Source organism: Cupriavidus sp. 05T41, assembly GCF_056396525.1.
Genome location: NZ_JBFTLQ010000058.1, coordinates 39506 through 52342, shown reverse-complemented (window position 1 = coordinate 52342; position 12837 = coordinate 39506). Strand labels below are relative to the sequence as shown.

At 67.8% G+C, this 12837-nt stretch carries 11 protein-coding genes and 1 pseudogene; 7 read left to right on the top strand and 5 right to left on the bottom strand.

Annotated elements, in window-relative coordinates; translation table 11 throughout:
* From AC1DKV_RS28135 to AC1DKV_RS28115, 5 genes and pseudogenes are all read left to right on the top strand, one after another.
* A partial coding sequence (locus AC1DKV_RS28135) for a 4-hydroxyphenylacetate 3-hydroxylase family protein (protein WP_477138465.1) occupies window positions 1-1538 on the top strand: 1538 nt, incomplete at its 5' end.
* 98 nt (window positions 1539-1636) lie between these two features.
* Entirely contained in the window at window positions 1637-2227 is a 591-nt protein-coding gene (locus AC1DKV_RS28130; protein WP_441623599.1) for a malonic semialdehyde reductase, read from the top strand.
* A gap of 56 nt (window positions 2228-2283) precedes the next feature.
* Entirely contained in the window at window positions 2284-3120 is an 837-nt protein-coding gene (locus tag AC1DKV_RS28125; protein ID WP_441623601.1) for an intradiol ring-cleavage dioxygenase, read from the top strand.
* 484 nt (window positions 3121-3604) lie between these two features.
* A pseudogene (locus AC1DKV_RS28120) lies at window positions 3605-3985 on the top strand (SphA family protein); the annotation flags it as partial.
* A gap of 68 nt (window positions 3986-4053) precedes the next feature.
* Window positions 4054-4761 carry a pirin family protein gene (locus AC1DKV_RS28115; protein WP_477138464.1) on the top strand — a complete coding sequence of 236 codons (708 nt, stop codon included), beginning with the start codon at window positions 4054-4056 and terminating at the stop codon, window positions 4759-4761.
* A 76-nt stretch (window positions 4762-4837) separates the two neighbouring features.
* Here the strand turns inward: AC1DKV_RS28115 and AC1DKV_RS28110 are convergent, their stop codons facing one another.
* The 3 genes from AC1DKV_RS28110 to AC1DKV_RS28100 all read right to left on the bottom strand — a co-directional run bounded on the left by AC1DKV_RS28110 (window position 4838) and on the right by AC1DKV_RS28100 (window position 7714).
* On the bottom strand, window positions 4838-5599 hold the full coding sequence (locus AC1DKV_RS28110) for an alpha/beta fold hydrolase (RefSeq protein ID WP_477138463.1): 762 nt from the start codon (window positions 5597-5599) through the stop codon (window positions 4838-4840).
* A gap of 57 nt (window positions 5600-5656) precedes the next feature.
* Window positions 5657-6622, bottom strand: a complete 966-nt coding sequence (locus tag AC1DKV_RS28105) for a VOC family protein (RefSeq protein ID WP_477138462.1) — start codon at window positions 6620-6622, stop codon at window positions 5657-5659.
* Window positions 6623-6745: 123 nt separating this feature from the next.
* Complete coding sequence (locus AC1DKV_RS28100) at window positions 6746-7714, bottom strand: LysR family transcriptional regulator (RefSeq protein ID WP_477138461.1); 969 nt, start codon at window positions 7712-7714, stop codon at window positions 6746-6748.
* Window positions 7715-7933: 219 nt separating this feature from the next.
* On the opposite strand from AC1DKV_RS28100, the gene AC1DKV_RS28095 reads away from it, so the two are divergent.
* Together AC1DKV_RS28095 and AC1DKV_RS28090 are read left to right on the top strand one after the other, a co-directional pair.
* The gene (locus tag AC1DKV_RS28095; protein WP_441623609.1) at window positions 7934-9142 is read left to right on the top strand and encodes an FAD-dependent oxidoreductase; all 1209 of its coding nucleotides are present in this window, start codon (window positions 7934-7936) and stop codon (window positions 9140-9142) included.
* 61 nt (window positions 9143-9203) lie between these two features.
* Window positions 9204-10268, top strand: coding sequence for a maleylacetate reductase (locus AC1DKV_RS28090; RefSeq protein WP_477138460.1), 1065 nt, complete (start codon window positions 9204-9206; stop codon window positions 10266-10268).
* A 128-nt stretch (window positions 10269-10396) separates the two neighbouring features.
* Here AC1DKV_RS28090 and AC1DKV_RS28085 read toward each other — a convergent pair whose 3' ends face one another.
* Together AC1DKV_RS28085 and AC1DKV_RS28080 are read right to left on the bottom strand one after the other, a co-directional pair.
* The gene (locus tag AC1DKV_RS28085) at window positions 10397-11515 is read right to left on the bottom strand and encodes a porin (protein ID WP_477138459.1); all 1119 of its coding nucleotides are present in this window, start codon (window positions 11513-11515) and stop codon (window positions 10397-10399) included.
* Window positions 11516-11719: 204 nt separating this feature from the next.
* Window positions 11720-12703 carry a tripartite tricarboxylate transporter substrate binding protein gene (locus tag AC1DKV_RS28080; protein ID WP_477138458.1) on the bottom strand — a complete coding sequence of 328 codons (984 nt, stop codon included), beginning with the start codon at window positions 12701-12703 and terminating at the stop codon, window positions 11720-11722.
* Window positions 12704-12837 lie beyond the last annotated feature (134 nt).

Genomic DNA, 12837 nt, shown 5'->3' with positions numbered 1-12837 from the left:
AGCAGTACCTGKAATCCCTCAACGACGGCCGCGATGTCTGGGTCGGCAACGAGAAGATCKACAACATTGCCACCCATCCGAAAACGCGCGACTACGCCCGGCGGCATGCCGACTTCTACGACCTGCACCACCGCCCCGACCTGCAGGACGTCATGACGTTCATTGACGACGACGGCKAGCGGCGCGCCATGCAGTGGTTCGGCCACCGCGACAAGGAACAGCTGCGCCGCAAGCGCAAGTACCACGAGACCGTCATGCGCGAGATGGCCGGCGCGTCCTTCCCGCGCACGCCGGACGTCAACAACTACGTGCTGACCACCTATATCGACGACCCGCAGCCGTGGGAGACGCAGTCCATCGGCGCCGAAGGCCGCATCAAGGCCGCGAACATCGTCGACTTCATCCAGTTCGCCAAGGAGCGTGATTTCAACTGCGCGCCGCAGTTCGTCGACCCGCAGATGGACCGCTCCAACCCGGACGCACAGCAGAAATCGCCGGGCCTGCGCGTGGTGGAAAAGAACGACGAAGGCATCGTGGTGTCCGGCGTCAAGGCCATCGGCACCGGCGTGGCCTTCGCCGACTGGATCCATATCGGCGTGTTCTTCCGCCCCGGCATCCCGGGCGACCAGATCATCTTCGCCGCCACCCCGGTCAACACCAAGGGCGTCACCATCGTCTGCCGCGAAAGCCTGGTCAAGGATGATCCCATCGAACATCCGCTGGCTTCGCAGGGCGACGAGCTCGACGGCATGACCGTGTTCGACAACGTCTTCATCCCGTGGTCGCACGTATTCCATATCGGCAACCCCGAGCATGCCAAGCTCTATCCGCAACGGGTGTTCGACTGGCTGCACTACCACGCCCTGATCCGCCAGATGGTGCGCGCCGAGCTGGTGGCCGGCCTGGCCGTGCTGATCACCGAGCATATCGGCACCAACAAGATCCCGGCCGTGCAGACGCGGCTGGCCAAGCTGATCGGTTTTCACCAGGCCATGCTGGCACACGTGATCTCCAGCGAGGAACTCGGCTTCCATACGCCGGGCGGGCACTACAAGCCGAACATCCTGATCTACGACTTCGGCCGCGCGCTCTACCTGGAGAATTTCTCGCAGATGATCTACGAGCTGGTCGATTTGTGCGGCCGCAGCGCACTGATCTTCGCCAGCGAAGACCAGTGGAACGACGAAAAGCTCAACGGCTGGTTCGAGCGCATGAACAGTGGCCCGGTGGGCAAGCCCCACGACCGCGTCAAGATCGGCCGCGTGATCCGCGACCTTTTCCTGAGCGACTGGGGCAACCGCCTGTTCGTGTTCGAGAACTTCAACGGCACGCCGCTGCAGAGCATCCGCATGCTCACCATGCAGCGCGCCGAGTTCTCCGGCGCGGGTMCCTACGGCAAGCTGGCGCGCCAGGTCTGCGGCATCGACGCCACCGCGGCCGACGAGACCGAATACAAGAAGACCGCCGACTACGCCAAGGCGCTGGATTCGGCCCGCCACCAGGAGGAAGTGGCACTGGCCGGCGCACTGTCCATCTGAACCCGGCCGACCAGCATCCCGCCCGCCGGCGTGGCCCCTTGCCGCGCCGGGCGGCCGGCTTTCCATTGCTTCCGTCCGTATCACAAAGGAACCCCGACATGCCCAAGAACGACATCCTCGACACCCTGTTCGGCAACGCCCGCAGCCAGAACGGCTGGCGCGACCGCTCCGTCTCCGACGCGCAGCTGCGCGAAATCTACGAGCAGATGAAATGGGGCCCGACCTCCGTCAACTGCTCGCCCGCGCGCATCGTGTTCGTGCGCACGCAGGACGCCAAGCTCAAGCTGAAGGACGCGCTCGCCCCCACCAACGTCGACAAGGTGATGAACGCACCGGTGGTGGCCATCGTCGGCTACGACACCAACTTCCACCAGGCGCTGCCCGAACTGTTCCCGCACAACCCGGCGGTCAAGGCCTGGTTCGAAGGCGAGGAAAAGAGCGCCTTCCGCGAGACCACTGCGTTCCGCAACGGCACGCTGCAGGGCGCCTACCTGATCCTGGCCGCGCGCGCGGTGGGGCTGGACTGCGGCCCGATGTCGGGCTTCAACAATGCCGCCGTGGACGCGGCCTTCTTTGCCGGCACCGCCATCAAGTCCAACTTCATCTGCGGCCTGGGCTACGGCGATCCCGCCAAGGTCTTCGCACGCAGCCCGCGGCTGTCGTTCGAGCAGGCCTGCACGCTTGCATGAGCGCGCAGTCCGGCCAATCGCTTCCTTACCGGTCCCCCAACGCAGGAGAAATAACCATGCGCAATCTCGACCAAGACACCATCACGCAGGCGGTACTCGCGCGCCTGACCGATACCCCGGATCCGCGCGTCAAGGAGATCGTGACCAGCCTGGTGCAGCACCTGCACAGCTTTGCGCGCGAGGTCAGGCTCACCGAGGCCGAATGGCTCAGGGGCATCCGCTTCCTCACCGACACCGGCCACAAGTGCGACGACAAGCGCCAGGAGTTCATCCTGCTGAGCGACGTGCTGGGGCTGTCGATGCTCACCGTGTGCATGAACAACCAGAAGCCGCCCGGCTGCACGGAGGCCACGGTGTTCGGCCCTTTCCATGTCGAAGGCGCGCCGCAGTTCGAGGATGGCGCCGACCTCGCCAACGGCGCCAAGGGCGATCCTTGCGACGTGCATTGCACGATCCGCGACCTGGATGGCAAGCCGGTGGCCGGCGCCACCATCGACGTCTGGCAAGCCGATGCCCAGGGCAACTATGACGTCCAGTACGAGGGGCTGGACGCGGCGCAGGCACGCGGCGTACTGCAAGGCGGAGACGACGGCAGGTTCAGCTTCAGCACCATCGTGGCGCAGGCCTACCCGATTCCGGACGACGGCCCGGTGGGAGAGCTGCTGCGTGCCACGGGCCGCCATCCGTGGCGTCCCGCCCACCTGCATTTCATGATCAAGGCACCCGGCTACGAAACCCTGGTCACGCATGTGTTCCGCAAGGGCGACCGCTACCTGGACTCCGACGCGGTGTTCGGCGTGCGCGAATCGCTCGTGGGCGAATGGGTGCCGCAGCCCGACGGCCGTCACCGGCTCGACTTCGACTTCGTGCTGCACCGCGCCGCCGCGGCATAGCCGCGGCCGCAGGCCGCCCGCCCGCGGCGCGCCGCACCGGCCGGTTCAAGTTGTTGTTCCCCTCTTGCAGACAACCAGGAAATCTTCATGGAAAAACGACTTGCCGGCGCCGGTACGGCGCCAGCCTGCGCGCGCGTGCACCGCTCCCCGGCGCTGCCCCGCCGCGGGGTGGACATCGCGCTGGCCGCCACGCTCGCGCTCGGCAGCGCAGCCGCGCTGGCCACCGAGGGCGGCGGCAGCTCATACCCCGTCGGCGTGGAGACCAACTACAACGGCATGATGCTGCCCGAGGGCTTGCACGCCTTCTTCTACTACTCGTACTACAAGGCCGCCCGCTCCAAGGACGACAACGGCCGCGACAACAGGCAACTCGCAGACTTCAGCCTGGAGGTCAATTCAGTCGCCGCGCGGGTGAGCTACGTATGGCACCTACGATGCCAGCGCGCGCGTCAACACCGGGCGCAACTACTACCAGTTCGCCCCCTTCTTCGCCGTGACCTGGTTCCCGCTGCCCAAGGTCGATGTGAACGCCAAGTTCCGCTACGGCTTCAACACCCGCAACAACGCCACCAACTACCAGTCCGGCGACGAAGCCACGATCGAATTCAGTGCCGGCTACCGRCCCGTCGCGCCACTGCAGTTCGGCATCAACGGCTACGTCTACCGCCAGACCACCGATGACCGCCAGAACGGCCAGGTCGTCAACGGCAACGGCAACCGCGGCCGCGTCAACGCACTGGGCCCTTACCTGAGCTACAACATCACGCCGGCCATGCCGCTGATCCTAAAGCTGCAGTTCGAGTTCGATGCCMACGACCGGCCCAAGGGCACGCGGCTGTGGCTGCAACTGAAGATTCCCCTGTAAGCGGCCGCGAACACCACCAGGATCGCCGCCCTCTCCTTCTCACCCGAAGCAACTCGAACCACACTGCCATGAGCATCGAATTCCGCCACGCCCAGCCACGCGGGCACGCCGACCACGGCTGGCTGCGCGCCCGTCATTCTTTCTCCTTCGGTTCGTACCACGATCCCCGCCATCTGCGCTTCGGCCCCATCKTGGTCCTCAACGAAGACCGCATCAGCCCCGGCATGGGCTTTGGCGAACACGCCCACCGGGACATGGAGATCATCTMCTATGTCATCAGCGGCGCCCTTGCGCATCGCGACAGCATGGGCAACGGCTCGGTGCTGCGCTATGGCGACGTGCAGCGTATGAGCGCCGGCCGCGGGATCGCGCACAGCGAATTCAATGCCTCGGCCAGCGAGGAGGTGCATTTCCTGCAGATCTGGATGGAGCCGCGCGAAAAAAGCCTGCCCGCAAGCTACCAGGAGCAGCACTTCGATGCGGCGTCCAAGCGCGGCGCGCTGCGCCTCATCGCCTCGCCCGATGGCCGCGACGGCTCCGTGCTGATCCATCAGGACGCCTGGCTGCGCGCGGCCATCCTCGACGGCGCCGACAGGGTGGAGTACCAGTGCGTCGCGGAGCGCCAGGCCTACCTGCAGGTGGCGCGCGGACACCTGCGCGCCAACGGGCACCAGCTTGACCAGGGGGACGCGCTGAAGATCGCCGGCCCGTGTGCGCTGACGCTGGACGAGGGCCGGGATGCGGAAGTGCTGCTGTTCGACGTGGCGCGCGTCTAGGAAAATGGGCCGCGACCGCCGCCTCCCGCCGCCGTCGCGGCTGCAACGCAGGCGGCAAGCGCGGCCGCGTGCCCGGCTAGGCGGGCTGGCCCAGCAGGAAGGATTCCAGCGCCGCGCTGGTGGCGGCCGGCGTTTCCAGCAATGGGTAGTGGCCCGCTCCGGCCAGCACCTGCACGGTCGCGTCGCGGTACCACTGGAGTGTAGTGGCGCGCGCGGCCGCCTCGGTGTTGACGGCGTCATGCTCGCCCACCAGCACCAGGATCGGGCGCTCGCTGCCTTCGACCTGCTGGCTGATGTCGGTACGGCTKGCATCGCGCGCATAGCTGGCGAAGGCGGCGGCATCGATGCTGTCCCAGCTGGCCTGGACCACGGCCCGCGCAAAAGCCGCGGCATAGCGATTCGCGGTGCCAGCCGCCACCAGTTCCGCGCGCCGCTGCGCCGACTCGGCCGCCGCCTGCAGCGTCTGCAGGCGCTGCGGATCGTTGCTGCCGCCGCGCGCGTTGAGCCCGGCGATCGACACGATCGCATCCACGCGCTGCGGCAGCGCCACCGCAAGCATCTGCGCGGTCAGCGCGCCCAGCGAGTGCCCCGCCACGGCGAACTGCCGCCAGCCCAGGAAATCGGCCAGCCGCGTGGCATCGATCACGGCCTCGCGCAGGGTCATCAGCCCGCGTTCCTTGCGTGCCTGCCCGTAGCCGCGATACTCCACCGCGACATACTGGAAGGCGTCGAGGTCGGCCCAGCGCAGCATGTCATCGAAGGCGTCGCGCGTGCCGAGCAGGCCGGGAAACAACATCACCTTGCGCGCGCCGGTGCCGGTCAGCTTGAACGACATCATGGCGTCACCTCCGAGGCCGCGCGCGGCAGCCATGCTTGCAGTCCTGCTTTGTTGCGATCAGACATGGATCGGGTCCTCCTTCTGCATTTGCTTGCGCAGGTCCTCGTGCGAGACGTTGAACTGCGGCGAGATCTTCAGCTCCGTGCCCAGCAGCGCCTCTTCCTCGTCCATCTTGAAGCCGAGCGACTTGGTCGCCTCGAACATCACGCCACCCGGGGTGCGCACGTAGACCGATTCGAAATAGCCACGGTTCTTGCGGTCCGAGAAATCGGTGAAGCCCATGCCCTCGGTGTCGAACTTCACGCGGGCCTGGCTATCGTAGTCCGCCACGTCGAAGGCGCCGTGGTGCACGATGCCTTCGGCCAGCGTCCAGGTGCCCTGGCGCAGGTCTGGCGCGTGCAGTACGTCGATGCGGCGCCCGGCGCCGCCCTCGCCCGCCTCGTAGCGCGTGAAGCTGCCGTCGTCCGCCGTCTTGCGGAAGTACCAGGCGCGCTMCATGAAGGTGTCCATGTCCTCCAGCTCGCGCACGGTCACGGTCCAGTTATGGAAGCCGCGCACCGCGTATTGCGCCGGCACGTGCCCGGAGMGCCACGGCTTGCGCGTATCGGCGGGATCCTCCACCACTTCGAAGTCGATGCCTGCATGCACCACGCGCAGGTACTTCTCGCCGAAGCGCTCCGACTCCTGCGCAATGGCGATGCCGTTGCGGCCGAAGTGCTCGCGCCAGAAATCCAGCGAGCCCGCCGGCACCGAGTAGGCAATGGCTGTGAACTGGCCCGATCCCTTGCGCCCGACGAGTTCCGTGCGTCGCATCGGGAAGGTGGTCATCACCGTGCCGGGGGTGCCATCCTCGTCGCTGAAGTAAAGGTGGTAGATGGGTATGCGGCCATCGTAAAAGAGCGTGCGCTTGATAAAACGCTGCCCCATCACCTTGACGAAGAAGTCGACATCGCCCTGGGCCGTGCTGGTGCACAGCGTGATGTGATGCAGACCACGAATGAGATTGCCTTGCGTATTGTCCATACCGTCTCCTTGACTGCCCGCGCAACCGGTGCATGCGGGCCTGGCAGAAGTATGGAAGGGCACCCGGCACGCGGCCATAGCCGCAAAGGCATAGACCGAATGCCAAAACGGCATCCGGGGGCGTCAGGCGGAGCGGGCCCCGTCGCCGCTTTCACCCCCATCGTCCGCGTGGCCGTGGTCGGCCAGCAGGGAGTGGATCAGGTCGCGGAACCACTTGTTGGCGGGATCCTTGTGGAAGCGCTCGTGCCAGAACTGGCGCACCACGAAGCCGGGGATGCGCACCGGCAGCTCCATCACATGGGCGCCGACCAGCCTGGCCACTTCCTCCCCGGCCCGGCGCGACATCGTGAACAAGGCGTCGGAGCTGGGCAGCGTGGTGAGCACGGTCAGGAAGTTCGGCAGCGTGACCACGAAGCGCTCGGCGCAAATGCTGTCCAGCAAGAAGCGCTCGAGCGCCTCGTAGCCGATTGGCAGCGGTGCCACCAGCGCATGCGAGGCATTGAGATAAGCCTGCTCGTCCAGCACGCCCTGCGCGGCCGGATGGCCGGCGCGCGCCAGGCAGACATAGTCCGAGGCGTAGAGCCGGCGCTKGTAGAACGGGGAGCGGCTGATCGCGAAGCTGCCCAGGGCAAGGTCCGCCTCGCCCTCCTCCAGCATCTCCTCCACGCCATGGCGCGGCGCTGCAATCGCCCGCACGCGGATGCCCGGGGCATGCTCCGCCAGGTGGCGCAGCAACCGCGGCAGCAGGAAGGCCGCGCCGAAATCGGTAGCGACGAAGCTGAAGCTGCGGTGCGACAGCGCCGGATCGAACTGGTCGGGGCTTTCTATCGCCTCCTGCATCAGCTGGATCACGGTGGCGATGCGCGGCGCCAGCTCACGCGCGCGCGGCGTGGGCGACATGCCGGCCGTGGTACGCACGAACAGCGGATCGCCGAAGTACTGGCGCAGCTTGCTCAGCGACTGGCTCATCAGCGGCTGGCTCAAGCCGAGGCTGTCTCCGGCCTGGGTCAGGCTGCGCTTGCGCAACACCGCGTCGAAGACAATCAGCAGCCGAAGGTCGAGCGAGGCGGCGAAACCGGCATTCTTTGCCATGAACAGAATTCCTGTGTGGACTGTGGCGCACTGCCTGGCGGGAGCGAACGCCAGCGCCGCGGCAGGCTTCCTTGTACCCGAACCGCGCGCGCCCGTGTGGCCGGCGCGCATTCAAGTTCCGAATGGCGCCGATGCGATTGTGCGTATCGACACCCGCCGGGCCGGCCGGTACCTTGCACACGGATTCTAGGCGACGCCGATCCAAACAAGGAACCGAACATGTCATACGATGAACGAATTGCGATTATCGGGGCCGGCCCCGTTGGCCTGACCACCGCACTGACGCTGGCGCGCCGCGGCGTGCCCTGCGTCGTGTTCGAGAGCGCGGACGAGATCGCGCGCGAGCAGCGCGGCGCAGCCTTCCATCCGCCCACGCTGGAGATCTTCCGCGAGCTCGGCGTCGAGGCGGCGCTGACGCGCATGGGCATCCGCATCCCGGTCTGGCAGATGCGCGACCGCACCGAAGGCGTCTATGCCGAGTTCGATCTCGGCACGCTGTCCGCGCTGACGGATTTCCCGTTTCGCTTCCACCTGCCCCAGCACTACCTGTCCAGCCTGCTGGTCGAAGAACTGCGCACCTTGCCCGGCGTGGAGCTGCGCTTCGGTGAAAGCCTCGAATCGGCCACCAGCGACGGCGAGCGCGCCACGCTCCGGCTGCGCAGCAAGGACGGCTCGCGCGCGTTGCAGGTGCCATGGGTGGTGGGCGCCGACGGCGCCCGCAGCATGGTGCGCAAGAGCGCCGGCTTCGCCTTCGAGGGCTTTACTTGGCAAGAGAAGTTCCTGGTGACCAATGTGGCCATGCCGATGGAGCCGCTGGGCTACACCGGCACCGCCTACGTCTCCGACCCGGACCACTGGGCGGTGGTGCTGAAGCTGTACGACGATGCCCGCCCCGACCTCTGGCGCGTCGCCATGCCGGCCGACCCCGACGTGGACGACGCGGTGCTGCTCGAACCCGCCAATGTGCAGGCCCGCCTGCGCGAGACGCTCGGCGTGGACATGCATTTTCCACTGGCTTACTCCGGCACCTACCGCGTGCACCAGCGCGTGGCGGACACCTTCGTCAAGGACCGCATCCTGCTGGCCGGCGACGCGGCCCATATCAACAACCCCATCGGCGGCTTCGGCCTGAACGGCGGCGTGCATGACGCCTTCAACCTCGGCAACAAGCTGGCCGAGGTATGGCACGGCCGCGCCGGCGCCGGGCTGCTGGACCTCTACTCGCGCCAGCGCCGCACCGTGGCGGTGGAGGTGGTGCAGAAGAACAGCATCCGCAACAAGAAGGCCATGGAAGAGCGCGACCCGCAGGTGCGCCGCCAGAACCAGCAGGCCATGCACGCGATCTCGCTCGACCCGCGCAAGACCCGTGAATTCCTGCTCGACAGCTCGATGATCGCTTCGATACGCCGCGCMGATGCCATCGCCTGAGGCGATGCCATGGGCGCGGCATGACCGCGGCTCCGGCCGCCACCACTGGGAGACACCACACATGATGCAAGACCGCTTTATCTACTCGCCCCTGCCCGCGCGCGTGGTGTTCGGCGCCGGCTCGCTCGCGGCGCTGCCGCGCGAGCTCGACCTGGTCGGCGCGAAGCGCGCGCTGGTGCTGTGCACGCCCGAGCAGACCGCGCTGGCGGACCAGGTCGCCGCGCTGCTGGGCGATCGCCATGGCGGCACGTTCCCGGGTGCGGTGATGCATGTGCCCATCGAGGTCGCGCGCCAGGCGCGCGCGCTGGCCGCGCGGCTGGGCGCCGACTGCGCGGTGGCGGTGGGCGGGGGGTCCACCATCGGCCTGGGCAAGGCGATCGCGCTGGAGTCGCCCATGCCCATCGTGGCGGTACCCACCACCTATGCCGGCTCGGAGATGACACCGATCTACGGCATCACCGAGAACGGCGAGAAGAAGACCGGGCGCTCGGTGCAGGTGCTGCCGCGCAGCGTGGTCTATGACCCGCGGCTCACGCTGAGCCTGCCGYCGGCGATGTCCGCCACCAGCGGCCTGAATGCCATCGCGCATTGCGTGGAAGCGATGTACGCAGCCGACGCCAACCCCGTCACCACGCTGATGGCCGAAGACGGCATCCGCGCCCTCGCCGGCGCGCTGCCCGATGTCATGGCACGCCCGCATGACCTGGCCGCGCGCACCGCCTGCCTGTATGGCGCCTGGCTCTCCGGTTCGGTGCTCGGCAGCTGCGTGGTGGCGCTGCACCACAAGCTCTGCCACACCCTGGGCGGCATGCTCAACCTCCCACATGCCGAGACCCACGCCATCATCCTGCCGCATGCCGTGCAGTACAACGCGGCCGCCGCGCCGCGGGTCATGGCGCGCATTGCCAGCGCGCTCGGCGGCGACGACGCCGCGCGCGGCCTGCACCGGCTGGCGCGCCGCCTGCAGGTGCCGCTGGCGCTGGAGCAACTTGGCGTACGGCACGCAGACCTGGCGCGCGTGGCCGACCAGGCCTTGCGCGCGCCCTACCCCAACCCGGCGCCGCTCACGCGCGAAGGCATCTTGCACTTGCTGGAGAACGCATTCGMGGGCGTGGAGCCGAACTGACCAGGCGCGCTGGCGGTTGCCTCCCGCAGCCGAAAGAAAAACGCGAAGGGCCGGCAGGAATTTCCGCCGGCCCTTCGTGCATCCGGCCAACCCGGTGCCGCAGCGATACCGGGGCCGGCGCAGTGCCATCAGAATACGTGCTTGATGCCCACCATGGCGCCGAGCTGGGTGGCGCCCGGCGCGGGATTCGCGCCAGGCTGGCCGTTGCTGACCGACAAGGCCGACTGCCCGCCGTTGTTGATATAGCCAGCGGTGGCGTAGACCGAACTGCGCTTGCTCAAGGCATAGGTGGCGCGTGCGGCGAACAGCCAGGCTTTGTTGCTGCTGTCATGGAAACGCAGGTAGAACGCTTCGCCGTCCACGCTGAAGGCCGGCGTCACCGCGTAGGAAACCCCGCCGTACCAGAGATCGCTGCGCGGCGTGGGGCTGCCCTTGTTGTCGCGCCGCACCAGCCCCAGGCCCGCCTTGGACTCGCCGAAACGCACGAAGCCGTTGAGCGAGAGGCGGTCGTCGCGCAGGCCGCTGCTGGTCAGTCCGCCGAAKGCGCCCGGCCCGCCGCGCAGCGAATCGTAGGCGGCGTTGACCACCCACGCCCTGGCGTCATACTGCAGCAACGCGGACCACTCGCGGCAGGCACGCGGGTCGGCCGGGTTTTCCCCGCCGCAGTTGGTGCCGGCCGGGYTGGGGCCGGCATTGGCGCCGTCACGCCCGAAGCTGTAGCTGGCGCCCATGGTGAAGCCGCCGAAGGTGCCCTTGTAGGTAATGGCGTTGTCGGCGCGCGAGTTGGCCATATAGCTGTCCAGCGAGGCCGAGCCGAAGGTGTTTGGGCCGAGCATGTCGGCTTCCAGGTTGGCCCAGAACGTCATGGTGTACTGGCGGCCGAGCCCGAGCTGGCCCCAGTTGCCCGCCAGCCCGACATAGGCCTGGCGCCCGAACAGCCGGCCGCCCTGGTTGGATACGCCGTTGTCGGGCGAGAAGCCGGACTCCAGCACGAACACGGCCTTCAGGCCATGGCCGAGGTCTTCGTTGCCGCGCAGGCCCCAGCGCGACGGCACGGTGCCAGTCAGGCCCGGCATGCGGGCTACGTGGTCGCTCGCCGCGCCGACGTGGTTGATGTACTCCACGCCGGTATCGACCACGCCGTACAGCGTGACGGCCTGTGCGGCCGCCACGCACGGCATGGCCGCCAGCACGGCCAGGGTGGCTTGCGTGGCTTGTGCGGCTATCGTGAGCTGGCTTGGTTTCATGGGATGTCTCCTCCGGTACTTGCTGTTGTTGTAGTGAGGCGCCGGCGCAATGCGCGGGCACGCGCGCGCAGGCAACGCGCGAGGCAGGCACCCGCAGGGATGGCGTCGGCGCAGAGTCTCGGCCGTAACCAGCCCCGCGCAGGGGCGCAGGGCAGCGCGCGCCGGCTGCTGCGGCGCGCGCGGCGCGGCGAATGCAGCCGGGCGCTATTCCACCGAGGCGCCGGTGGCGCGCGCGATGTCGGCCCACCGGGCCGCATCGCTGGCGATAAAGCGCTTGAACTGCTCGGGACTGGACGGCGCCAGGTCGACGTTGAGCGCGGCAAAGCGCGCCTTGACGTCGCTCGAACGCAGGGCCTTGAGCACTGCGTCGTTCAGCCGCGCGATGACCTGCGGCGGCGTATTGGCCGGCGCCAGCAGGCCAAGCCACRACATGCTGGCAAAACCCGGCAGGCCCGACTGAGCGATGGCGGGCAACTGCGGACGCGCGGGCGATGGCCGGGCGCTGCTCAGGCCCAGCGCGGTGAGCTTGCCGGCCTTGATGAAGCTGTCGGCCGCGGCCAGGTCGGCGAACATGACCTGGGCGTGCCCGGCCACGACATCGTTGAGGCCCTGCATGGTGCCCTTGTATGGCACGTGCTTCATGTGGATGTGCGCGAGCTGGTTGAAATGCTCGGCACCCAGGTGATTGGACGTGCCGGCGCCGGACGAAGCGTAGTTGACCTGCTCCGGATGGCGGCGCGCGTATTCGATCAGTTCGCCGGCGGTCCGCACCGGCAGGCCCGGGGTGGCCACCAGTACCTGCGGCACTTCTGCCACCAGCGAAATCGGCGCGAAGTCGCGCACCGGGTCGTACCGCACCCGCCCCTTGGGATACACGGCCGGCGCGATGGTCAGCGAAGACGCCGCCATCAGCAGCGTGTAACCGTCAGCATCGGCGCGCGCGACGTATTCCGAGGCGAGCATGGTACCGGCACCGGGCCGGTTCTCCACCACCACCGCCTGGCCGAGCGAATCCTTGAGCTTCTCGGCCAATACGCGGCTCATCACATCGGCGATGCCCCCGCTGGTCAGTGGCACCACCAGACGGATCGGGCGCGTGGGGAATGGCACGGTGGCCGTATCGGCACTGCGGGCGGCGCCGCACGCGAGCAGCGCGCAGGTGGACAGCAGCAAAGCGGGGCGCTTCATAGGGCATTGTCTCCATCATCGTTATCGGCAGCGGTGCCGGCCGGCCCGCTGCGCCTGGTTTTCGATGCATTAGACAATGCGTTGATGGCGGGCGACAGGCCCAATGGCTAATGGATGGCATAAGCGGCTTGCAT